The 23282-nt window shown below is 71.7% G+C and carries 17 protein-coding genes; 6 read left to right on the plus strand and 11 right to left on the minus strand.

Annotated elements, in window-relative coordinates:
* Window positions 1–13: 13 nt before the first annotated feature.
* The 6 genes from C6361_RS00635 to C6361_RS00660 all read right to left on the minus strand — a co-directional run bounded on the left by C6361_RS00635 (window position 14) and on the right by C6361_RS00660 (window position 8067).
* Window positions 14–2068: a beta-galactosidase gene (locus C6361_RS00635; protein ID WP_107266387.1), complete on the minus strand. Its 2055-nt coding sequence runs from the start codon at window positions 2066–2068 to the stop codon at window positions 14–16.
* Complete coding sequence (locus C6361_RS00640) at window positions 2065–2754, minus strand: DUF624 domain-containing protein (protein WP_107266388.1); 690 nt, start codon at window positions 2752–2754, stop codon at window positions 2065–2067. The genes C6361_RS00635 and C6361_RS00640 overlap by 4 nt, the downstream gene beginning before the upstream one ends.
* Complete coding sequence (locus tag C6361_RS00645) at window positions 2751–4295, minus strand: xylan 1,4-beta-xylosidase (RefSeq protein WP_107266389.1); 1545 nt, start codon at window positions 4293–4295, stop codon at window positions 2751–2753. Before C6361_RS00645 ends, C6361_RS00640 begins: the two co-directional genes overlap by 4 nt.
* 120 nt (window positions 4296–4415) lie before the next feature.
* A complete protein-coding gene (locus C6361_RS00650) occupies window positions 4416–6056 on the minus strand; it encodes an extracellular solute-binding protein (RefSeq protein ID WP_107266390.1) in 1641 nt (546 codons plus the stop codon).
* Between the two features lie 56 nt (window positions 6057–6112).
* Window positions 6113–7075: a carbohydrate ABC transporter permease gene (locus tag C6361_RS00655; protein WP_234359231.1), complete on the minus strand. Its 963-nt coding sequence runs from the start codon at window positions 7073–7075 to the stop codon at window positions 6113–6115.
* Complete coding sequence (locus C6361_RS00660) at window positions 7072–8067, minus strand: sugar ABC transporter permease (RefSeq protein WP_107259810.1); 996 nt, start codon at window positions 8065–8067, stop codon at window positions 7072–7074. Before C6361_RS00660 ends, C6361_RS00655 begins: the two co-directional genes overlap by 4 nt.
* A 428-nt stretch (window positions 8068–8495) precedes the next feature.
* On the opposite strand from C6361_RS00660, the gene C6361_RS00665 reads away from it, so the two are divergent.
* Window positions 8496–9533, plus strand: coding sequence for a LacI family DNA-binding transcriptional regulator (locus tag C6361_RS00665; RefSeq protein WP_107259808.1), 1038 nt, complete (start codon window positions 8496–8498; stop codon window positions 9531–9533).
* 86 nt (window positions 9534–9619) lie between these two features.
* On the opposite strand, the gene C6361_RS00670 is transcribed toward C6361_RS00665, so the two are convergent.
* Window positions 9620–10534: a cation diffusion facilitator family transporter gene (locus C6361_RS00670; protein ID WP_107259806.1), complete on the minus strand. Its 915-nt coding sequence runs from the start codon at window positions 10532–10534 to the stop codon at window positions 9620–9622.
* A gap of 65 nt (window positions 10535–10599) precedes the next feature.
* Here C6361_RS00670 and C6361_RS36780 point away from each other — a divergent pair, with 65 nt between their 5' ends.
* On the plus strand, window positions 10600–10755 hold the full coding sequence (locus tag C6361_RS36780) for a hypothetical protein (RefSeq protein ID WP_159079103.1): 156 nt from the start codon (window positions 10600–10602) through the stop codon (window positions 10753–10755).
* On the opposite strand, the gene C6361_RS00675 is transcribed toward C6361_RS36780, so the two are convergent.
* Entirely contained in the window at window positions 10707–11723 is a 1017-nt protein-coding gene (locus tag C6361_RS00675; RefSeq protein WP_107266391.1) for an ABC transporter substrate-binding protein, read from the minus strand. The genes C6361_RS36780 and C6361_RS00675 overlap by 49 nt on opposite strands.
* Before the next feature lie 250 nt (window positions 11724–11973).
* Window positions 11974–12963, minus strand: a complete 990-nt coding sequence (locus tag C6361_RS00680) for a LacI family DNA-binding transcriptional regulator (RefSeq protein WP_107266392.1) — start codon at window positions 12961–12963, stop codon at window positions 11974–11976.
* Window positions 12964–13287: 324 nt separating this feature from the next.
* Here C6361_RS00680 and C6361_RS00685 point away from each other — a divergent pair, with 324 nt between their 5' ends.
* Window positions 13288–14628 carry an MFS transporter gene (locus C6361_RS00685; protein ID WP_107270643.1) on the plus strand — a complete coding sequence of 447 codons (1341 nt, stop codon included), beginning with the start codon at window positions 13288–13290 and terminating at the stop codon, window positions 14626–14628.
* Between the two features lie 309 nt (window positions 14629–14937).
* On the opposite strand, the gene C6361_RS00695 is transcribed toward C6361_RS00685, so the two are convergent.
* The gene (locus C6361_RS00695; protein WP_107266394.1) at window positions 14938–16581 is read right to left on the minus strand and encodes an MDR family MFS transporter; all 1644 of its coding nucleotides are present in this window, start codon (window positions 16579–16581) and stop codon (window positions 14938–14940) included.
* Window positions 16578–17072: a MarR family winged helix-turn-helix transcriptional regulator gene (locus tag C6361_RS00700; protein ID WP_107270644.1), complete on the minus strand. Its 495-nt coding sequence runs from the start codon at window positions 17070–17072 to the stop codon at window positions 16578–16580. Before C6361_RS00700 ends, C6361_RS00695 begins: the two co-directional genes overlap by 4 nt.
* A gap of 116 nt (window positions 17073–17188) precedes the next feature.
* On the opposite strand from C6361_RS00700, the gene C6361_RS00705 reads away from it, so the two are divergent.
* The 3 genes from C6361_RS00705 to C6361_RS00715 all read left to right on the plus strand — a co-directional run bounded on the left by C6361_RS00705 (window position 17189) and on the right by C6361_RS00715 (window position 23231).
* Complete coding sequence (locus C6361_RS00705; RefSeq protein WP_107266395.1) at window positions 17189–17770, plus strand: TetR/AcrR family transcriptional regulator; 582 nt, start codon at window positions 17189–17191, stop codon at window positions 17768–17770.
* Window positions 17767–18456, plus strand: coding sequence for a TetR/AcrR family transcriptional regulator (locus tag C6361_RS00710; RefSeq protein ID WP_107266396.1), 690 nt, complete (start codon window positions 17767–17769; stop codon window positions 18454–18456). Before C6361_RS00705 ends, C6361_RS00710 begins: the two co-directional genes overlap by 4 nt.
* Before the next feature lie 233 nt (window positions 18457–18689).
* Window positions 18690–23231 carry a glycoside hydrolase family 2 TIM barrel-domain containing protein gene (locus C6361_RS00715; protein ID WP_107266397.1) on the plus strand — a complete coding sequence of 1514 codons (4542 nt, stop codon included), beginning with the start codon at window positions 18690–18692 and terminating at the stop codon, window positions 23229–23231.
* Window positions 23232–23282: the final 51 nt, after the last annotated feature.

Raw genomic sequence — 23282 nt, forward strand, 5'->3', positions numbered from 1 at the left:
GCTGCCGGAACCGTCATCGGTCCGTCTCCGGGGGGTCCTCGCGCAGCACCAGTACCCCCTTCGGGTCCAGCCGGATCGGCTGGCCCGCCGCCACCCGGCCCCCGCCGAGCAGATCCGTACCGGCGGCGTGCGCCGTCGTCTCGACCGGCTCCGCGCCGTGGTTGAGCAGGAACCGCAGCCGCGTCCCGTCCGGGGCGACCCGCACCGTCGACTCCAGTTCCGGCAGGTCCGCGTACGGGCCGACGAGATCGTGCCGCTCCAGCACCCGACGGACCACCCAGTGCACACCGGGCTGGTCGAGGCCGGCGGCGACGTACCAGCCGTGGCCGGCACCGTAGCTGTTCCGGGTGACCGCCGGAGTACCGGCGTAGAAGTCCGCCAGGTAGCTGCCGACCACCTCCGCACCCTGCGGGATCACCAGCTCGAAGAGGAGCCGCGCCTCGACCTCCAGCTCGTCGTCCGGGCCGGCGCCGTGCAGCCGTACCGGATTGACCACCTCGGGCGGGCGGGCGTCCCACTCGTCGATGCGGATGCCCATCAGCGGCCCGAGCGGACCGGGCACGTCCATCAGGAACGCCCGGTCGTCCTCGTCGACCCGGCCGGAGAGGAAGGTGGTCAGCACCGAACCGCCGCGTTCGGCCACCGCCGCCAGCCGCTGCGCCAGGTCGCCCTTGAGCATGTGCAGCGCCGGCGCGACCACCACCGCATAGCCGGTCAGGTCCGCGGTCACCGGCACGACGTCGACGTCGACGCCGGCCTCCCAGAGCGCCCGATAGTACGCGTGCACGATCTGCTGGTAGCGCAGCAGCCGGGACGGGCCGTCGGAGATCTCCAGCGCCCACCAGCTGTCCCAGTCGAAGAGCAGGGCGACCCGGGCCGGGGTCCGGGCGCCCAGCGTCGCCGGGCCGAGCCGGTCCAGCTCGGCGCCGAGGCCGGCCACCTCCTGGAAGACCCGGGTGTCCTCTCGTCCGGCGTGCCCGATGACCGCGCCGTGGTATTTCTCGCAGGCACCCCGGGAGGCGCGCATCTGGAAGAAGAGCACCGCGTCCGCGCCGTGCGCCACCGCCTGCCAGCTCCACAGCCGCATCACCCCGGGCCGCTTGAGCGGGTTGACGTCCCGGGACGCGGTGTAGCTCGGAGTCTGCTCCATCAACCAGAACGGCTGACCGTCCTTGAGCCCGCGCATCAGGTCGTGGGCCAGCGCCATCCAGGCCGGCGAGTCGTCGTCGGGCGGGTAGTTGTCCCAGGAGGCGAAGTCGAGGTGCGGCGCCCAGCGGTGGTAGTCGATCGGCCGGTACATCCCCATGAAGTTCGTGGTGACCGGCACGTCCGGGCTCGACTCCCGGATCGCCGCCAACTCGTCCCGGAAGTTGGTCAGCATCGCGTCCGACATGAAGCGCAGGTAGTCGAGGGTGATGCCCTGGAAGGCGGTGTGGTTCGGCCCGCGCCAGTGCTCGGTCAGTGCCGACGGCGGCTCGATCTCGGCCCAGTCGGTGAAGGTGTGCGACCAGAACGTGGTGTACCAGGCGGTGTTGAGCGCGTCGAGGCTGCCGTACCGGTCGCGCAGCCAGTCCCGGAAGCCGGCCGCGCAGAGGTCGCAGTAGCAGGCGCCGCCGTACTCGTTGCCGACGTGCCAGGCGACCACGGACGGGTTGCCGGCGTACCGCCGGGCGATCCGCCGGGCCAGTTCGGTGGAGAGTCGACGGAAGACGGGGGAGCTGGGGCAGGAGTTGTGCCGCTGCCCGTACCGGTGCTTGCGCCCCTCGAAGTCCGTCCGGGTCACCTCCGGATGGGCCCGGGCCAGCCAGGCCGGGTGCGCGCCGGTGCCGGTGGCCAGGCAGATCCGCCGGCCCTCGGCGGTGGCCCGCTCGACGATCCGGTCCAGCAGGCTGAAGTCGTAGACGTCCGGCGCCGGCTGGGTCAGCGCCCAGTCGAAGACGCCGAGGGTGACGGTGTCGATCCGGGCGGCGTCGAAGAGCCGGTAGTCCTCCTTCCAGACCTCCTCCGGCCACTGCTCGGGGTTGTAGTCCCCACCGAATGCAATCTTGGGGGTGACCGGCAGGCTCACGCGGTGAACTCCTTCTCGACCTTCGCGATCAGCGGGCGGCAGTTGCGGAGCAGGGCCAGCGTCAGCACCGAACCGAGCAGCCCGAGGACCGCCTCGGAGGTGACCCAGACGACCCCGGCCATCACCACCAGCAGGCAGAGGTTGCCGAGGGTCACCCCGGGGGTGTGCCCGAGGAAGTGCATCGCCAGCCGGGCGACGTCCCGGACCCGGAAGCTGAAGAGCGACGTGATCACCAGGGCGTGCACGCCCCACAGGGTGACGCCGAGCGCGACCAGGAGCAGCGGCACCCGCCACCAGCCGGGCACCCCGGCGGCGCCGAAGTAGCTGAGGTTGAGCGCGACGATGGTGAGCCAGGCCAGCCAGGGCACCCAGATCGCGAGTACGCCCCGGACGTTGGCCCGGTAGCCGCGCCAGAACAGGGTCGCCGGCGTCAGTTCGGTCAGGTCCGGGCGGTGGTGGCGCAGCGCGTACAGCGCGGCGGAGACGGCCGGGCCGAGCGGCAGCGCGCAGAGCGCGACCAGTGGAAGGTTGCTGACGTGCCGGTCCAGCAGGAAGAGCGGGACCAGGCCGGGCAGGGTGGTCAGCACCAGCAGCAGTTCCACCACCAGCAGGCTGTAGACCAGCGCCATGGCCCGGGAGAGCGGCCCGGTGCCGAACCGTCCGCCGGCCTCCGTGGTCTCGTTCATCCCTGCTCCCTCCCGGGCGTACCCTCCGGCGTGGTCAGGCCGAGGAGCCGCCCCTCGCCCCACCACGGCGGGGTCTCGTCGACCACCGCCGTGATCTCCGCCAGGGTCACCTCGTGCCGGGCCAGGGTCAGGTCGAGTTCGACCCGGCCGGCCACCACCGGCAGGCTCCGGTGGGTACGGGCCGGTTCGGCCGCCTCGCGCAGCGCGTCCAGTTGACCGGAGCGCGGCGAGCGGGGCCGACCCATCTCCGACCAGGCCGTCCAGGCGTTGCCCGACTCCTCGTTGACCGTCGAGCGGAGCAGGAAGGCGGAACCGGTGCCCGGCGGTCCGACCGGGATGGAGAGCGCCACCCGATGCCGGTCGACCGGCGCCGCCCCGGTGACGTCCACCGGTGCCCAGGCGAGCACCGCGACCCGGCCGGCGGCATCCCGGGTCACCAGGTGGTCGTCCCCGCGCGCCAGCACCTGGTCACCGAGCCGGGCCAGGAAGGCGTACAGGTGGTAGGTGGGCTTCTTGACCTGGCGGTGGGTGAGCAGGCCGAAACCGCCGTGGAAGAACGAGGTCGGGATGCCGACCTCCTCGAACATGTCGCTGAAGGTCCAGTACGAGAAGGAGTCGACCAGGTCGCCGCCGGCCGCCAGCACCGGGGCCAGATAGGCCGCGTGGAACGCCGTGTCGTGGATCGGGTTGTCCGGCCGGTAGGAGGAGTTGAACTCGGTGATGTGCACCGGCAGCCCGGCCAGGGCGGTGTCCCGGAGCAGCTCCCTCGGCGTGCCGAACTGCTCCAGCAACCGGGACGCCGGAGCCAGCGTCTGGTGTACGCCGAACGGCACGTGCTGGGCCGGCCCGGAGGTGTAGGCGTGCTTGCTGACGAAGTCGATCGGCACGTCACGGGCGGCGACGAAGTCGGCGAAACGCGGCAGCCACTCGTCGGCGCCGGGGGAGATGGCCGGTCCACCGACCTGGAGGCCGGCGTCGACCTCCTTGACGGCGTGCGCGGTCACCTCGTAGAGGCGGTGGTAGGCGGACTCGTCGGCGCCCTGCCAGAACTGTTCGAGGTTCGGCTCGTTCCACACCTCGATCGGCCAACGGCGCACCTCGGCGAGGCCGTACCGGTCGACCAGGTGCCCGACCGTGGCCCTGACCAGGTCGGCCCACTCCGACTCGGAGCGGGGCGGGGTGACGTTGCCCTGCCACCAGAAGACCGTCTGGTCGCCGGAGGCGAGTGCGGCGGGCATGAAGCCCAGCTCGACGAAGGGCCGGATGCCGAGTTCCAGATAGGCGTCGACCACCTGGTCGACGTAGCCGAAGTTGTGCCGGATCCGGCGCGAACCCTGGTGCTCGTAGGGCCGGTAGACGCCGACACCGTCGCTGAGCAGCCCGTGCCCGCGGATGTGCCGGAAGCCGATCTCCCGTTGGACCAGCGCGAGGGAGTCCTGGTAGTCACGGCGCAGCGCCAGTTCGAAGCGGCCCGTGCCGACGCAGGTCCGCCAGGCGTCGCTCAGCCGTCCGGTCGGCTGCTCCGGTACGGGGATGTGCATGGTGTTCCTCTGTTCCGTTTCGCGCGGGTCCCGCCCGCTCCGGTGGTGGTGCGGGCGGGGCCGCTGCGCCGACGTCCGGTCCGGTCGTGCCCGTCGCGGGGCACGACCGGACCGGAGTGGTCAGCCGTGTTCCTTCTGGTACCGGTCGTACGCCTGCTGCACCTTCTCCATGTAGGAGTCCATGTTCTTGCCCTTGAGTTCGGTCAGGTAGGCGTCCCACTGGGCGAGGTCCCGCTGCCCGAGGATGAACTGAAGGGTCGCCTGGTAGACGAAGTCCCGCAGCGGCGTCGCCCAGAGCGATATCTGCTCGCGCTCCTCGTCGGTGAACGGGAAGGGCGGCATCACCGCCCGCGGCTGCCGGGCGTTCATCACCTTCTGGAACTCCTGCTCCTCGGGGGAGAAGAAGGCCTGCACCAGTTCCGGCTTTCCGCCGTAGGCGAAGATGCCGTTGTAGAAGCCGAAGTCCTTCTGCAGGTGCTTCGGCGCCTTGGGGTTGAGCGCGATGACCCGGACGTCCGGCGACAGGGTGTACTTGCCGGAGGCGTCCTTGGTGAAGGTGGTGCCCTCCACGCCGAGCCGGGCGAACTCCTGCCCAGCGTCGGAGTAGAACAGCCAGTCGATGAACTGCATCATGGCGACGAAGTTCTTGCTGTCCCGGGCCTTCTTCGAGATCATGACGCCGTTCTCCAGCCTGCCGGCCGGGTTGATCTCGCCGGCCGGGCCGATCGGCAGCGGGATCTTCGTCAGCGTCGCGTTCGGCAGGGTCTTCGCCAGGTCCGGACGGTAGTCGTTGTCCAGGGTCTGCGCGTTGCTGCTGATCACGAACGACTTGCCGTTGGCGAGCTTCTGCCGGGCGTTGTCGTCGGTCTGGGTGAAGGTCTCCGGGTCGAGCAGCCCCTCCTTCACCAGCTTGTTGAGGTAGGTCAGCATGTCCCGGTACTTCTCGCTGGCGCCGGTGTAGAAGAGCTTCTTGGCGCTCGCGTCCCAGCTCACGTGCTGGAAGTTCCAGCCGGCACCCTCCAGGCCGTACGAGGCGGCGAGGATGTTCAGCAGGTTGCCGGCCGGGTTGGGCTGGCTGAACCGGTCGGAGAAGGGGAAGGTGTTGGGGTACTTCGCCTTCATCGCCTTGAGCACGGTGTAGAGCTCGTCCCAGGTCTTCGGGATCTCCAGGTTGAGTTCCTTGAGAATGTCCGTCCGGATCGCCAGCGAGTAGTCGTGCCAGGGCTTCTCGTGCAACCCGGGGAGCAGATAGAATTTGCCGTCCGCCTGCCGCCGCTGGTTGATCTCAGGAGCCAGGTTCCACTTCTCGATCTTGTCCTTGAAGTTCGGCATCAGGTCGAGATAGTCGCTGACCGGCAGGATCGCGCCGGAGGAGACGAAGGTGTCCTCCTGGCTCGGGTAGGTCTTCGGGATGATCATCGGTGCGTCGCCGGCACCGATCAGCAGACTGCGCTTCTGCTCGTAGTCGCTCAGCGGTACGGAGACCGGTTCGAGCGTGACGTTGGTCCGCTTGTTCAGCTCGGTCCAGAACAGCCAGTCGGCCTTGTAGGGGTAGTTCGGGTGGTTGTTGTAGAGCATGGAGAACGACACCGGTTCGGTCGCCTTGAACTGCTGGTTGACACCGTATTCGGCCATCGCCCCGGCGCGGTTCTCCGAGAGGTCCTCAGCCTCGCCCTCGTCGCCACTGCCGCAGGCGACGAGCGAGAGAGTGAGCGCGCCGGCAGCGACCACCGCTGCTCGGCGCCGGGCTCGTTGGAACATCAGGCTTCCTTTCGCTGGTGGTTCGTGGGTTCGACGGCTCACTCCCGCCTGCCGGACTATCCCTTCACCGCGCCGAGCATCACGCCCGACACGAAGTACCGCTGGACGAAGGGGTAGACCAACAGGATGGGCAGGGTGGTGAGCACGATGGTCACGGCCTTGAGCGTCGCCTCGGCCTGTACCTCGTTCGCCTCGGTGACGGCGCCGACGTTCTCCGCGCCGACGGCTCCGGCGATCAGGTTGCGCAGATAGACGGTGACCGGCAGCAGGTCCTGCCGATCCATGTAGAGGAACGCGGAGAACCACGAGTTCCAGAAGGAGACGGCGTAGAAGAGGATCATCGTGGCGATCACCGCCTTCGACAGCGGCAGCACGATCCGCAGCAGGATGCCGTACGTGTTCAGCCCGTCGACGGCCGCGGCCTCCTCCAGGTCCACCGGCAGGCTCTCGAAGAACGCCTTCATGACCAGCAGGTTGAAGACACTGATCGCGTTCGGCAGCACGATCGCCCAGATGGTGTTCGTCATGCCCAGGCTGCTGATCAGGACGTAGTTCGGGATCAGCCCGCCGTTGAAGAACATGGTGAAGACCGCGATGCCGATCAGCACGGTGCGGCCCTTGAGGTGGTGCTTGGAAAGCACGTACGCGAAACAGGTGGTCAGCACCATCGCGATGATGGTGGCGACGACGGTGTAGACCACGGTGTTCCGGTAGTTGGTCCAGAACAGCGAGTCCTTCATCACCAGCGCGTACGTGTCGGTGTTGAAGCCGCGCGGCACCACGGTGACCTGGCCGGCGATGATGTACGCCTCGTCGCTGAGCGACCGGGCCACGATGTTCAGGAACGGGTAGAGCGTCACCACCACCACGCCGGTCAGCACGATGGCGTTGAACACCTGGAAGACCCGGTAGCCCCGGGTGTCCTGGATGCCGCGCCGCCGACGGGGCCGGCCGAGCCGCTCGGCGGCCCGCTCCGGGTCGGCGGCCTCGGGCGCGACGGTGCTGGAATCCACGGTCACCACAGGCTCGTCCCCACTGTGCGGCGAGAGATCGCGTTCGCGGACAGGATCAGGGCCAGCCCGATCACGGCCTCGAAGAGTCCGATCGCGGCGGCATAGCTGAAGTTGCTCGACTGGAACGCCATCCGGAACAGGTAGGTCGAGATCACGTCCGCTGTCGGGTACGTCAACGGGTTGTAGAGCAGCAGGATCTTCTCGAAGCCGACCGCCATGAAGGTGCCGATGTTGAGGATCAGCAGCGTGACCATCGTCGGCCGGATGCCGGGCAGCGTGACGTGCCAGGTCTGCTTCCACCGGTTGGCGCCGTCGATCCGGGCCGCCTCGTAGAGGTTGTCGTCGATCGTGGTCAGGGCGGCGAGGTAGAGGATCGTGCCCCAGCCGACCGTCTGCCACACCTCCGAGGTGACGTAGATGGTCCGGAACCACTCCGGCCGTTGCAGGAACGGCACGGCGTCGCCGCCGGTGAGCTTGACCAGCTGGTTCACCGTGCCGTCGGTGGAGAGCAGCTGCATCACCATCGCGGCGACGATCACGATCGACAGGAAGTGCGGCAGGTAGGAGACGGACTGGACGAAGCGCTTGAGCTTGCGGGTCCGGACCTCGTTGAGCAGCAGCGCCAGGATGACCGGCAGCGGGAAGCAGACCACCAGGGTCAACGTGCCCAGGATCAGGGTGTTGGTGAAGACCTCCCAGAACGTCGGGTCCGAGAGGAACATCTTCACGTAGCGCAGGCCGACCCAGTACTCGCCGAAGATGTTGCCGCCGGGCTGGAAGCGCCGGAACGCGATGATGTTGCCCAGCATCGGCAGGTATCGGAAGACCAGGAAGAAGAGCAGCGGCAGCAGCGCCAGCGAGTAGAGCTGCCAGTCCCGGCGTATCGCCTGCCGCCACGTCCGGCGGTGCTTGCGGGACCGGCGCCCGGTCGCCCCGGCGGCCGGTCGGTCGGACTCGACGGTCACGGGCGGTGGGCCCGCGGTCATGGGCGCACTCATCGGCGTACCTCCGCAACTGTGGGCGGGAGCGGGCCGGTTTCCTCGCCGGAGGCGTCGGTGCCGCGCAGTCGCGGATCGCGCCGCGGCACGGCGGTCCCCGTCGTGGCGCGGTCGGCCACGGGCAACTGGCTCTTCATGCCACCCCTTCGGGCCGACGCGCCACCGTCCGGTCGGGACGGTGAAGCTGTCAGGCCGGCGAGTCTTCGAAACTTTCGGCAATATCCGCGTTACCTGTGCGGGGCAACCTATGCGGCGTAGCGAAGATGTGTCAAGGGTGTCTGAACTGCTGGATCCGTGACCACACCGCATATCGTGCGTAGAGCGGTCCGGACGGTCAACCGGATCCCACTGCATTGTCGAACCCGGGTCCGCCCGGCCGGTGTTAGGGTTTCGCACCGAAAGTTTCGGATAGTTGCGGGAGGGTGTCGATGACGAGGTCCCGACGGATCGTCAGTACCGGTGCCGCGACGATCGCGACCATCGCCGACGAGGTCGGGGTCTCCCTGACGACCGTCTCCAAGGTCCTCAACGGCCGCTCGGACGTGGCGCCCGAAACCCGGGCCCGGGTCGAGGCCAGCCTCGAACGGCACCGGTACCGCCGCCGCGCGAAGCGCCAACCGAGCGCGGTGGAGCAGATCGACCTGGTCTTCCACGAACTCGACTCCGGCTGGGCGACGCAGATCATCCACGGTGTGCAGGCGGTGACCAACACCGCGAACGTCGGCGTGGTGCTCTCCCAGCTGGGTGGCCGGCACCGCCCCTCGGCGCAGTGGTTGGAGGGTGTGCTGCTGCGGCGGCCGCTCGGGGTGCTGCTGGTGCTCTGCCACCTCACCGAGCCGCAGCGGCAGCAGCTCGCGCGCCGGTCGATTCCGCTGGTGGTGATCGACACCGACAGTGCGACCTCGGCCTCGGTGCCGACGGTGGGCTCCAACAACTGGAACGGTGGCCTGCTCGCCACCCGGCACCTGCTGGAGCTGGGCCACCGCCGGGTCGCCTGCGTCTCCGGTCCGGAGGACGTACTGTGCAGCCGGGCCCGGGCCGCCGGATTCCGCTCGGCACACGACGAGGCCGGCATCCCGGTCGACCCCGATCTGGTCCGGTACGGCATGTTCTCCGCGCAGGCCGGCTACCAGTACGGGATGGAGCTGTTGACCCGGCCCGACCGGCCCACGGCGATCTTCGCCGGCTCCGACATGCAGGCCCTGGGCGTGCTCCGCGCCGCCCGGCAGCTCAACCTCGACGTGCCGGCGGACCTCTCGGTGATCGGTTACGACGACCTGCCGGTGGCCTCCTGGATCGGCCCGGCCCTCACCACGGTCAACCAGCCGCTGCGGGACATGGCCGGCACCGCGACGCAGATGCTGCTCGACCTGGCCCGGGGGGCGGAACTCTCGACCAGCCGGATCGACCTCGTCACCGAGCTGGTGGTCCGGGAGAGCACCGCGCCGCCCCGGCAGCGCGGCTGAGCCCGGCTGCTCTGGTCGACCGGCCGGACCCCGAACGCCGCCGTCGCGCCGCCGGCCGCCCGGTCACACCGGCGCCGGGCCGGCGGTCACCAGTCGGCGTCCTGGCACACCTTGTGCGTGGTGGGCGGCTCGATCTGCAGGGTGCAGTGGTCGATGCCGAAGCCGTCGTGCAGCCGGGCACGCGCGGCGGCGAGCACCGGGGCGAGGTCGGCGCCCGGGGCCAGGGCGAGGTGCGCGGAGGCGACGTCCATCCCGGAGGTGAGGGTCCAGACGTGCAGGTCGTGCACGCCGGTGACCCCGGGTACCCCGGTCAGGCTGGTCGCCACGGCGGCGACGTCGATGTGCGGCGGTGCCGCCTGCACCAGTACCCGGACCGCGACCCGGGCCAGTTGCCAGGTGCGGGGCAGGATGAAGAGGCCGACGGCGACCGCGACGACCAGGTCGGCGTAGCGCCAGCCGGTGGTGGCGATGACCACGGCGGCGACGATCACCCCGACCGAGCCGAGCAGGTCGCCGAGCACCTCCAGATAGGCGCCCCGGACGTTGAGGCTCTCCTTGGCACCGGCGCGCAGCAGCAGGAACGCCACGACGTTGGCGGCGAGACCGACGACCGCGACTGCCAGCATCGGCCCGGCCCGCACCTCGGGAGGGTCGTCGAACCGGCGTACCGCCTCGACGATCACGAAGATCGCCACCCCGGAGAGGAGTACGGCGTTGGCCAGCGCGGCGAGCACCTCCAGCCGGTAGAGGCCGAAGGTGCGGTGGGCGTGCCGGGCGGCCCGGCTGGCGGCGGTGATCGCGGCCAGCGCCAGGCCGATGCCGAGCACGTCGGTGAACATGTGGCCGGCGTCGGAGAGCAGCGCCAGCGAACCGGTCCACCAGGCCGCCCCCGCCTCCAGCAGCAGTACGGTGCCGAGGACGGCCACCGCGGCCCAGAGTGGCCTGCGATGACGCTCGCCGGCCCGCATCGCCTGGCCGCCGTGGTCGTGACCCGCGCCCATCTGCCCAGCCTCCCGCCGCCGACGCCGTCGCAGCCAACATATGCGGACATTGCAATGTGTGCAAGTTGAAACTGGATGCCGATGCCGATGCCGATGCCGATGCCGATGCCGATGCCGATGCCGGTGCCGCTGTCGATGCGGTGCCGGTGCCGATCCCGCTGCCGGTTCCGGTTCAGCTCAGCGGCTTCGCCCTGTTCAGCCAGGCCGCCACGTCGCGGTAGATCGGCGCGTTGGCCAGGTAGCTGAACGGGGCGGCCGGCTTCCAGGGGTAGACCTGACCGGCCCTGACCGCCGGCAGGTTCGTCCAGGTCGGGATCTTCTCGGCCTTGCCCGCCACGCTGGTCACCTCCCGGCTGTCGAAGATGATGGCGTCGGCGGGGAAGCCGCCGATCTGCTCCCAACTGATCTCCTGGAAGTACTCGCCGTGCCCGAGTCGCCGGGACGGCAGCACGAACCGCATCCCGAGGGCGGCCAGGTGCTTCAGGTCGGGGTGGGCGTTCGGGTCGGCGACGTAGAACTTCTCCGGGTCGCGGGAGATGGCGAGTACCCGCAGTCCGGGCTTTGCCGCGATCGCCGCCTTCACCTCGGCGACCGCCGCGTCGAAGTCGGCCCGGGCCGCCTTCACCGGCCCGGCCTCGGGGTCGGCGCCGAGTTGCGTGGCGAGCGCCATGAAGCCGTCGATGATCTGCGGCAGGTCGAGACCGGGCATCTTCATCCCGATCGACGGGGCGAGCGCGTCGACCTCGTCGACACTGGCCTGCGGGATGTACCAGAGGGTCTTGTCGTCGAAGGAGAGGTCGACCAGGAGTTCCGGGCGCAGTGCGGCGTACCGCTCCAGGTTGAACTCGCCCCAGGTCGATCCGACCACCTCCAGGCGGTCCAGTTCGATGTTCCCGGCCTGGTAGTTGAGCTTGCCGTCGGTGGTGCCCAGCTCCCCGTACACCCCGGTCACCCGGAAGCCGGCGTCCCAGAGCGCGGCGGCGGCGCTGCTCTGCGCGACCACCCTGGTCGGCCGGCCGGCCAGCTCGACGGTCCGGCCCCGCCCGTCGGTGTAGCGGAACGGCTGGCTGCCGGCGGACGGGCCGGCGCCGGGGGAGCCGGCGTCGCCGCAGGCGGCCAGCCCGAGCAGTAGGCCGGTGGCGCCGGCGTAGCGCAGGAAGCCGCGCCGGTTCACGAGGTGCGCAGACATGTTTCTCCAGTCGTCTCGGGTGCGATGCGGTCCGGGGAGGGCGCCGTTAGGTTAGCCTGCCCTAAGACTCGCTGCGCAACCCCCTCGGCCTGGTCTTTTCGCTCGGTGACTCCGGCGACAACCGGAGTGGCGAACCCCGATGCTCGCGCGCCGACGGCCCGCGCGACCGGGGGCCGGCGGGTCGGCGGGCTGGCGAACGAAGATCAAATATGCCGGGACGACGGGACGGGACGGGCGCGGCCGGCGCTGCTCAGGCGCTCTCCCGGAGGATCAGCTCGGACGGGTACGCGGTGGCCGGCGGCACCCAGGCCCGGTCGAGCACCGCCGTCGCGGCCGCCGTGGCGATCTGCTCGACCGGATGGCTCGCGGTGGTCAGGGCCGGCGCGCTCAGCGCGGCGAACGGCACGTCGTCGAAGCCGGCCACCGCGATGTCGCCCGGCACGTCGATCCCGCGCCGCCGCAGCACGGCCAGCGCCCCGAGCGCCATCGCGTCGCTGTTCGCGAAGACCGCGTCGGTGTCCGGCCAGCGCTCCAGGATCGTCAGCATCGCGGCCTGGCCGGCGGGAGCGGTGAAGTCGCCCGGCACCAGCCGGATCGGCCGCCCCGCCGCCCGCATCGCCTCCCGGTAGGCGATGACGGGACGCCGGGAGCAGGGCATCCACTCCGGGCCGGTGATCATCGCGATCCGGCGGCGTCCCGAGGCGAGCAGGTGCCCGACGATGGTGCGGGCGGCCCCGCCGTTGTCGACGTCGAACGACGGTACGCTCCGGGAGCCGATCCCGATCGACACCGTACGGCCCTGAAGCCCGGTCGGTACCGCCGCCAGAATCGGTTCGGTGGTGTTGATCATCAGTACCCCACGGACGCCACGGTCCTCCGCCAACTGTCGCAGCCGGGCGGGTGCGTGCAGCGGCAGCCACTCCAGGGAGACCCCGACCTCCCGGGGTGCACAGACCTCGGCCGCGGCCCGGACCACCCGGTCGACGTACGGGTCGTGCAGCACCGTCGGCACCGTGCCGGCGACCGCCACCACCAGTCGTACCCCGGCACCGGTGGCCAGGGCCCGGGCGGCCGGGTCGGGTGCGTAGCCGAGTTGCGCGGCGGCCGCGACGACCCGGTCCCGGGCGGTCGCCGAGGCGGCACCGTATCCGGCGATGACGCGGGAGGCCGTCGACCGGGAGACTCCGGCGACCCGGGCCACGTCCTCCAGGGTGGCCCGGCGCGGCGCCCGGCTAGGCACCCGGGCTCCCCGTGTCGCGCGAGCAGGGAGACGACGGGGTGGCGACGGAACGGCCTGGCTGACGCATGAGGGAATGATGCACCCGAGACGCACCCGTCCGCGAACGGGTTGCGCCGAGGCGGACGAGCGGCGGACCTGCGCTCTCGGGTTGCGTCGAGAGCGTTCCCAGGGGTGCGATCAATGGACCCTTCCGACCCGGACGGCGTGGCGGGCGCCACGGCTTCCACCCGGCGGCCACGACTGACCGCCGGGAAGGGTGCGCAAGGGTGCACTCGGCGGCTCGCCGACGGGGGAGCCGAGGAAGCGGAGGGGTACCAGGTGAACATGTCCGCCGGCACTGTCCGGCCACCCGTCGTACCGCGGCAGGTCCTTACCGCCCGGACCGCCGTCGCCGTGGTCTTCGGGCTCAACGGGCTGGCCGTCGCCTCGTGGTTCGCCCGGGTGCCGGCGGCCCGGGACGCGCTCGGGCTCACCCCCGGACGGTTGGGCCTGCTGCTGCTGGCTCTCTCCGCGGGCGCCCTGCTCGCACTGCCGTCCGCCGGGATCCTGGCGCAGCGGCTGGGCACCGCCCGCACGGTCGGCACCGCGACCGGAGTGGCCGCGCTCGGACTGGCACTCGCCGGGGTCGCCACCGGAAGCTGGCAGGCGATACCGGCCGTCGCGGTCGGGCTCTTCGCCCTCGGCTACGGCTCCGGCACCTGCGAGGTCGCGATGAACGTCGAGGCGGCGGCGGTCGAACGGCGACTCGGCCGTACCGTGATGCCCCGGTTCCACGCCGCCTGGAGCCTCGGCACCGTGGCCGGGGCGATCGTCGGGGCCGGCAGCGCCCGGTTCGGCGTACCGATCGGGCTGCACCTCGGGCTCGCCGCCGTGGCGATGCTCGCCGGTACGCTGCCCGCGGTCCGGCTCTTCCTGCCCGATCGCGCGACCCCGCCGTCGCGGTCGAGGAGCGGACCGACCCGGGGTACGGGCACGCTGGCCGCCTGGCGCGAGCCACGTACCCTGCTGATCGGCCTGCTGCTGCTGGTGATGGCCTTCACCGAGGGGACCGCCAACGACTGGCTGGCACTGGCCTTCGTGGACGGCCACCGGGTGAGCGACGCGGTCGGCGCGCTCGCCTTCGGGGTCTTCGTCGCCGCGATGACGGTCGGCCGGACCGCCGGCACGATCGCGCTGGACCGCTGGGGCCGGGTACCCGTGCTGCTCGGCACCCTAGTGCTGGCCGCGTTCGGCGCCACGGTGGCGGTACTGGCCGGCCCCTGGCAGTTGGCGATGGCCGGGGTACTGCTCTGGGGCCTCGGTACCTCGCTCGGCTTCCCGCTCGGGATGAGCGCGGCGGCCGACCAGGAGGACCGGGCCGCCGCCCGGGTCAGCGTGGTTGCGGCGATCGGCTACACCGCCTTCCTGGCCGGGCCGCCGCTGGTCGGACTGCTCGGCGACCGGGTCGGCAGCCTCCGCGCCCTGCTGGTCGTGCCGCTGCTCCTGCTGCCCGCCCTCCTCCTGGTGCCGGCCACCCGCCCGCCCGCCGACGCCCGACCCGAACCCGTTGGCGGCCGGTCGGAACCCGTTGGCGGCCGGTCGGAACCGGGCGGCCGGTCGGAACCGGGCGGCCGGTCGGTGCCGGTCAGCTCTCCCGGAGACCCCACCGCCGGTGGAGCCGGCTGAGCGGGGCCGGCGCCACCAGTTGGCCGGGCCGGCGAGCTCCAGGGCCGGCACCAGCGGCCGTGATCAGCCGGCCCGTCCGGGCCAGCCGGGTGGCGACCGACCGGACGGCCAGCCCGGTGGCGACCGGCCGGACGGCCAGCCCGGTGGCGACCGGCCGGACGGCCAGCCCGGTGGGGCTGGCCGTCCGGATCAGAGGGTGCCGACCGCCGGCCGGGTCACGGCCGGCGGCGGCACCGGGCGGGGCCGGCGCCGAGACCGTTCCCGCCAAGTGCCGGGCGGGTCCGGTCGGGCGGCGCCGGCCGCCCGCGTTCACCGGCGCGACGGCGCCGTCCCGCCCCGGACCGGCTCGGTGGCCGGCGGGGCGCCGTCGACGGCACCCGCCGCGGTGGCGGCGCTGGTGGCCGGGTCCGGCAGGTCGAGGCTGGTCCGCAGGGTGACCGGCTTGAGCAGGGCGGCGGCGATCACCCCGACCACCGCGATCGCGGCGGAGATCAGGAAGATGTGCCCGGTGGCGTCGCCGTAGGCGTCGCGCACGATGTGCACGACGACGTCCGGCAGGCCGGAGAGGTTCAGGCTGTTGCCGGCGCTGCCCGCTCCCGAGGCCGGGATCCCGGCCGCGGTCAAATCCTCGGTGATCTGCTCGGTGACCCGGCGGGCGAGCACCGCACCCAGTACGGAGACTCCGATGGTGCCGCCGAGCGAGCGGAAGAACGCCACCGAGGAACTCGCCGCGCCGATGTCCTTCAGCGGTACGGCGTTCTGCACCGCGAGGACCAGGTTCTGCATGGTCATGCCGACCCCGACCCCGACCAGCAGCATCGCCCCGCCGATGAAGACCAGGGAGGTCTGGTGGTCGATGGTGCCGAGCATCAGGAAGCCGGCGACCAGGACGACCGCCCCGATCAGGATGTACGGCTTGATCCGCCCGCTGCGGGTGATCAGCCGCCCCACCACGATCGACGAGACGAGTACCCCGACCATCATCGGGATGGTGAGCAGGCCGGCCTCGGTCGGGCTGTAGCCACGGCCGATCTGGAAGTACTGGCCGAGGAAGACGGCGCCACCGAACATCGCCATCCCGACCGCCAGGCTGGCGAGGATCGAGAGTGCGGTGGTGCCCTGCCGGACGATGTCGAGCGGCACGACCGGCTCGGCGGCGCGGGTCTCGACCAGGACGGCGAGGGCGAGCAGGACCAGGGCGGCGCCGACCATGGCACCGGTCTGCCAGGAGATCCAGCCGAACGAGCCGTCGACGAACGAGATCCAGATGAGCAGCACGCTGACCCCGGCCGCGATCAGGGTGGCGCCGAGATAGTCGATCTTCACGTTCTCCCGGCGGACCGTGACCAGGTGCAGGGTGGCCTGGAGGACGAGCAGCGCGATGATCGCGATCGGTACCCCGACGAAGAAGCACCAGCGCCAGCCGAGCCAGGAGGTGTCGACGATGAGTCCGCCGAGCAGCGGTCCGCCGACGGTGGCGAGCGCCATCACGCCGCCGAGGTAGCCGTTGTAGCGGCCGCGCTCCCGGGGCGGGATCATCGCGGCGATCACCACCTGGACGAGGGCCTGCAACCCGCCGACCCCGATGCCCTGGAAGGCGCGGGCGGCGATGAGCTGGCCGGCGTTCTGGCTCAGCCCGGCGACCACGGAGCCGAGAATGAAGATCACGATAGCGGTCTGGACCAGGGCCTTCTTGTTGAACAGGTCCGCCAGCTTGCCCCAGACCGGAGTGGTCGCGGTCGCGGTGAGCAGGGTCGCGGTCACCACCCAGGTGTACTGGTTCTGCGAGCCGTTCAGGGCGCCGATGATCTTCGGCAGCGCGGTCGAGACGACCGTGCTGCTGAGCATCGCCACGAAGAGCACCAACAGCAGGCCGCTGAGCGCCTCCAGGGTGCGCCGATGACTCATCGGCTCCGCTTCCGGCGCGGGTGCGAGGGTGGTGGGTGCGCTCATCGCGCGGCCTCCAGCTTTTCTTGAGAGTTGATCGTTCCAGGGGCCCGGTCGAGGCTGCCCTGGATGTCGGTGACGAACCGGTCGAGCGCGCCGGTCAGCGCGTCGATCTCCGCCGCGCTCCAGTCGGCGAGCGCGGCGCGGAGCAGGTCGCCGTACCAGTCACGGGCTTCGGTCAGTGCCGTACGCCCCTCGTCGGTGAGTACGACGAAACTGGCCCGCCGGTCGGCCGGGTCGGCGCGCCGGGTCACCAGGCCCCGCGCCACCAGCGCGGCGACGGCCCGGCTGACCGTGGACGGGTCGAGCCCGGACCGGTCGGCCAGTTCCTTGGCGTGGCAGCCGGCTGTCTGGTCGGCCAGCTCGTCGATCTGCAACAGCATTCCGACCAGCCCGGACGGCACGGCCGGCCGTTCGATCGCGCGACGGTGCCGGATCAGCCGCATGGCCGACATCAGGTCCCGGAGCCGGTCACCGAGCGCGATGTGCCGAGCCATGGTGTCCACCTCGTCTCCTCGGGCGGTTGGTTGTCACATACAAGGATCGGCAGTCGCTGCGCAACGCGCAAGTTTGCTCTTTGAGAAATGAGTCACCACCCCGTAAGCTCTTCCCGATGGATGAGACGGTGGGGCGGCGGGAGCGCAAGAAGATCGCCACGCGTGAAGCACTGCACCGGGCGGCACTCCGGCTCGCCGCGGAACTGGGACCCGACCGGGTGACCGTTGAGGCGATCGCGGACGCCGCCGACGTGTCCCGCCGGACATTCTCGAATTACTTCGCAAACAAGGAAGAAGCCCTCTTCCACGCCGATCTGCTCCGAATCCGCCGGCTGTTGGAGCTGGTGCACGCCCAGCCCGCCGACGAGGCGCCCTGGACCGCCCTCACCCGGGCCGCCGAGCAACTGGCCCGGGAGAGCGACGGCCTCGACCCGCTGTGGCTGGCCCAGCGGCGGCTGATCCGCCACCACCCCAGCCTCGCCGCGCACCAGATCGCCGCGTACGGCACCGTCGAGCAGGAGTTCATCGCCGAGATCAGCCGGCGCCTGCCCGAGGCACCCGAGACCCCGCTGCACGCCCGGGTACTCGCCGGAACGTTCCTGCACACGCTGCGCGCGGCCACCCAGTACTGGACCGACCATCCCGAGCGCCCCCTGGTCGACGTGGTGCGTACCGCCCTCGGCTACGTACTCCGATGACCGGCGGGCCGGCCCCCACCGGTCGCCGGGGCGGGCCCCGGGCCGGTGACACCCGGTCCCGGATCCAGGACGTCGCGCTCGGCCTCTTCGTCGCCGACGGCTACGACCGCACCTCCCTGCGCGAGGTGGCCGACCGGCTCGGCCTGACCAAGGCGGCGCTCTACTACCACTTCCGGGCCAAGGAAGACATCGTCGACAGCCTGATCGAGGAGCGGATCGCCGCTCTGGACGAGTTGATCGAGTGGGCGGAGCGGGAGCCGGACCCGGTACGGATGCGTCGCGAGTTCGTCCGCCGCTACGCCAGCGACCTGTACGAAACCGAACGGCAGGCGGACATCAGCCGGTTCGTCGCCCGCAACCCGACGGTCGTCAACGCGCTGCCCGGCGGCCGGCGGTTGGCCGCCCGGATGCGGCGGGCCCTGGAACTGCTCGTCGCGCCGGACGAGCCGCTGGGCGCCCAACTGCGGCGGATCCTGGCGGTCTTCTGCCTGCACGCCGGTGAGCTGTTCGACGAGGGGCTCGGCGACGAGCGGGAACGGCGGACGGCGCTGCTGGAGATCGCGCTGGAGACGATGGAGAGCGCGGACGGGGCGACGGCCCGCCGCGACCGGCAGCGGAGCCCTGCTCCGGCGGCAGCGCCCGCGCGACCGGGCACCCGGCAGACCACGACCCGGTCGGGCCACTGACCGCTGCCGGCTGACCGCTGCCGGCGGACGGCTGACCGCTGACCGCTGCCGGCTTTCCGGAGCCCGGGACCGGCCGCGTGGTGAACCCGACTCCCTTGCCGGCTGTCCGGTCTCCGAGGTCGACCTCGACGTGAACCCGACTCCCTTGAACATCGGTGGTGCTTGATGTTAGGAAGAGTTGATAATTTTCGGTCCCTGTGCGGATCTGTCGAGATCCGGGTGAGAGGGTGTCGATGTCATCCCGAGGACTGCTCGCCGCGTTCACCCTGCTAGCCCTGCTGGCGCCCGGCGCGGCGCCGCCGGCCGCCGCGTCGGCCGCCGGGCGCCCGAGTACCGCCGCCGCTGCCGAGGGCCCGGTCACCGCCGAGGACGTCTACCGCTATCTGGACGACCCGGAGATGACCGGCGAGGGGCAGCAGCCGCCACACGCGATGCTCCGCCCGTACCCGGACGCCCGGACCGCCGCCGCCGACATCACCGAGCACAGTGCCCGGTCGCCCTGGATGCTGCCGCTGAACGGCGACTGGCGGCTGACCGTCGCCGAGCGCCCCGGCGAGGTACCGGCCGGCTTCCACGCCGAGGACTACGACGTCTCCGGCTGGCCGACCGTCACGGTGCCGCACACCTGGCAGTCCGACTTCGTCGACCACCCGATGTTCCGCAACATCCCCGAGGAGATCTGGCCCGACGACCCGCCCCGGGTTCCCCGGGACGTCAACCCCACCGGCGCCTACGTCCGCGCGTTCGAGGTCTCCCCGTCCTGGTCCGGGCGGCGGTCCTTCCTCCGCTTCGAGGGCGTCACCAGCGGCTACTTCGTCTGGGTCAACGGCCGCTACGTCGGCTACGACCAGGGCGGCTACACCCCGGCCGAGTTCGACGTGACCGACGCGCTGCGCCCGGGCACCAACCGGGTCGCGGTGCAGGTGCACCGGTGGGGCTCGGGGGCGTACCTGGAGGACGTCGACCAGTGGCGCTACAGCGGCATCTTCCGGGACGTCTGGCTGTACGCGACCCCGCGGACGCACCTGCGCGACGCGTACGTCAGCACCGACCTGGACGACCGGTACCGGGACGCCACCCTCACCGCCCGGATCGGGCTGGCCGGCCCGGCCGACGGGTACACCGTGCGGGGCACCCTGCGCGACGCCGCCGGCCGGACGGTCAGCACGATGACCGGGCGGGACACGCTGAGCACCACCGTGCGGAACCCGGCGAAGTGGAGCGCCGACGCGCCGCACCTCTACGCGCTGGTGCTGGAGCTGCTCGACCCGGAGGGCCGGGTGGTGCAGACCACCGCGCAGGCGGTCGGCTTCCGCGAGGTCGAGGTGCGCGACGCGCAACTGCTGGTCAACGGGGAACGCATCCTGATCAAGGGCACCAACCGGGCGGAGACCGACCCGGAGACCGGCCGGCACGTCAGCCGGGCGGCGCAGCGCCGCGACGTCGCGTTGATGAAGAGGCTGCACATCAACGCGGTCCGCACCTCGCACTATCCGTCGGACCCCTACCTCTACGACCTGGCGAACCGGCACGGGCTCTGGATCGCCGACGAGGTGGACATCGAGACGCACTCCCACGAGAACTGCCCGAACAACTGCCTCGCCTCCCGCCCGGAGTGGCAGGCGGCGTTCGCGGACCGGTTCCAGGCGATGGTGCACCGCGACAAGAACCACCCGAGCGTGATCATCTGGGACACCGGCAACGAGGCGGGCCTCGGGACCGCGCACTTCGCGATGGCCGAATGGGCGGACGCGAACGAGCCCACCCGGCTGCTCTACCACCAGTCGAACAGCCCGAACGGCGACGCGCCGTACGCCGACGTGTGGGGGCCGCGCTATCCGACCCCCAGGTACGTCGAGTCGATCGCCCGCACCACCACCCGGCCGGTGGTCTTCGGCGAGTACGCGCACGCCATGGGGAACAGCGTCGGCAACTTCGACCGGTTCTGGGCGCTCGCCCGGGAACATCCGTCGCTACAGGGCGGCTTCATCTGGGACTGGGCCGAGGCGAACCTGCGCCAGCCCCTGGTGTTCACCCCCGACTCGTCGCGCAACCGGATCCAGGCGTTCTTCGTCGGCAAGCCGTCCCTGGTCGACGGCAGGCGCGGCAAGGCCGTCGCACTGTCCAGCCTGGACGACTTCGTCGACGTGTTCCGCGACCCCCGGCTCGACTTCACCGGCACCGAGGTGACCCTGGACGCCTGGGTACGCCCCGGCGAGTGGGCCGGCAGTTTCCCGGTCGTCACCAAGGGCCGGGCGTACGCGCTCCAGATGCGGGACCGCGGCACCCTGGAGTTCGGGGTGACCACCGCCGCCGGCTGGGCCTCGGTCGCCGCGCCGGTGCCGGCGAACTGGTACGACGACTGGCACCGGGTCAGCGGCGTCTACGACGGCACCGCGCTGCGGCTCTACGTCGACGGCACCGAGGTCGGCAGCGCCGCCCGCTCCGGCGCCCTCGACCCGGGGCTCTACGAGGTGAACGTCGGCCGCAACGCCGCCACCCAGCAGGACGACCTGCGTACCCGGTTGGCCCGGGGGCTGGTCGACGACGTCCGGGTCTACGGCGCGGCGCTGACCGCGGACGAGTTGGCGGCCGACCCGGTGCGCCGGGCCGCGCTGGCCCTGGACTTCGACCGGGCGCAGCCGCGCGGCGAGTTCGACAGTCTCGGGATCAGCCTCTCCGGCACCGACGGGCTGGTCGGCACCGACCGCTACCTCCAGCCGGAGACCGTCGAGGTGGCCTGGGCGCACGCGCCGGTCCGGTTCGACACCGACGACGCGGCGACGGGCCGGGTCCGGGTGCACAACGAGCAGCCAGCCGCCGCGCTCGACCTCCGGCTGCGCTGGTCGCTGGTCGAGGTGGACCGAACGCTGCGGTCCGGCACCCGCCCGCTGCGGCTCGGGCCGGGCCAGACCGTCACCCTCGACCTCGGCGCCGCGCCGCCGAACCCGCAGGACCGGCAGCGTCGGTTGCGGCTGGAGGCGGTCGGCGCCGACGGTCTCCGGTACGGCTGGGACGAGTTCGCCGCCGGTGGCCGGGTGGTGCCCGGCGTACTGCCGTCGGTGCCGGGCGCCGACGCCCCCCGGTTGACCCGGGACGGTCGGACGGTGCTGGTCTCCGGCCCCGGCTGGCGGTACCGGTTCGACACCGGCAGCGGAGTCCTGCGCTCGATGACGTCGGACGGCCGGGAGCTGCTGCGTACCGGTCCGGAACTCGACGTCTACCGGCCGCCGACCAGCAACGAGACGTACGGCTGGGGCACCGCCGACCGGGAGGTCTGGCACGCGCTCGGCCTGGACCGGCTGCGGACCGAGGTGACCGGCGTGTCGTCCACGCTGGAGGGCGGGACGGCCGTCGTCGAGGTACGCAGCGTCGCCCGGGGTTCGGCGGCCTTCGAGATCGACCAGACCATGCGCTACCGGATCGACGGGCGCGGCACGATCACCCTGGAACACCGGGTCACGCCGCGCGGCTCGGGCGTCGGGCAACTGCCCTACCTGCCCCGGGTCGGCGTGCAACTGCGGGTGCCGGACTCGATGCGGAAGTTCGCCTACTACGGCCGGGGACCGCAGGAGACCTACAACGACCGGCAGCGGGGGGCCTTCACCGACGTGTGGCGCAGCACGGTCGACGAGGAGTACGTGCGCTACTCCCGGCCGCAGGCGTACGGCAACCACACCGGGGCCCGGTGGGCGTCGCTCAACGACGGCCGGCGGGGACTACTGGTCGGCAGCGCCACCGGTGCCGATCTCGACGTCAGCGTCACCCCCTACGACGAGCTGGCCCGGGCCGAGTACGACTTCCAGCTTCCACTGGTCCGCAACGACGGCTGGGTCACCCTGCACGCCGCCGCCGGGGAGACCGGGATGGGCGAGACGCCGAACTCGGTGCTGGACGAGTACCGGGTGCCGGCGAACCGGTCGCACGAGTACACCCTGACGCTCCGGCCGCTGACCGGGCCGGAGGTCCGGGCCGGTGGCGTACCCGATTCCCGGGCGGCCGCGCCCTGCCCGCCGGACGTCGCGGTGGCGGCCGGTGCGGAGGTCCGCCCCGGCGAACCGCAGCGGGTCGCGGTCACGGTCACGGCCCGGTGCGCCGACGGCCTGCGGGACGCGGTGGTCAGGCTGGCCGCGCCGGCCGGCTGGACGGTCACCCCGGCGGCCGTGCCGCTGCCGCAGGTGCGGTTCGGCTCGCCCGAGGAGGCGGTCTTCACGGTCACCGCGCCGCCGGAGACCGACTACGGCGGATACGAGCTGACCGCGACGGTGCAGGCGGTGGGCAACGGCTTCCCGTCGGCCGTGCAGGCCCGCACGACGGTACGCGCCCCGCTGCCGCCCGGGGACCGCTGGGTGAGCGACCTGCCGTTCCTGGTCGCCGAGAACGGTTGGGGGCCGGTGGAGCGGGACATGAGCAACGGCGAGCAGCCGGCCGGGGACGGGCAGCCGCTGCGGATCGGCGGGACGACCTACGACAAGGGGATCGGGGCGCACGCACCGTCCCGGATCGTGGTCGACCTGGCCGGCGAATGCACCGCGTTCCGGGCCGACGTCGGGGTCGACGAGGAGATGGGCGGGAGTGGCTCGGTCGCCTTCGAGGTCTGGGTCGACGGCGAGCGGCGGGCCGCGACCGGGGTCCTGACCGGTGCCGCCGGGCCCGAGCGGATCTCCGCCGACGTCACCGGCGGCCAGCGGCTGGAGTTGCGGATCACCGACGGCGGCAACGGCAACGGCGCCGACCACGGCGACTGGGCCGCCGCCCGGCTCACCTGCGCCTGACGCCGGTCAAGCTGCACTCCCCGACGCCGGTCGAGCTGCTTCTGAGGCGTG

It is taken from the genome of Plantactinospora sp. BC1 (genome assembly GCF_003030345.1).
In the GTDB taxonomy this organism is placed as follows: domain Bacteria; phylum Actinomycetota; class Actinomycetes; order Mycobacteriales; family Micromonosporaceae; genus Plantactinospora.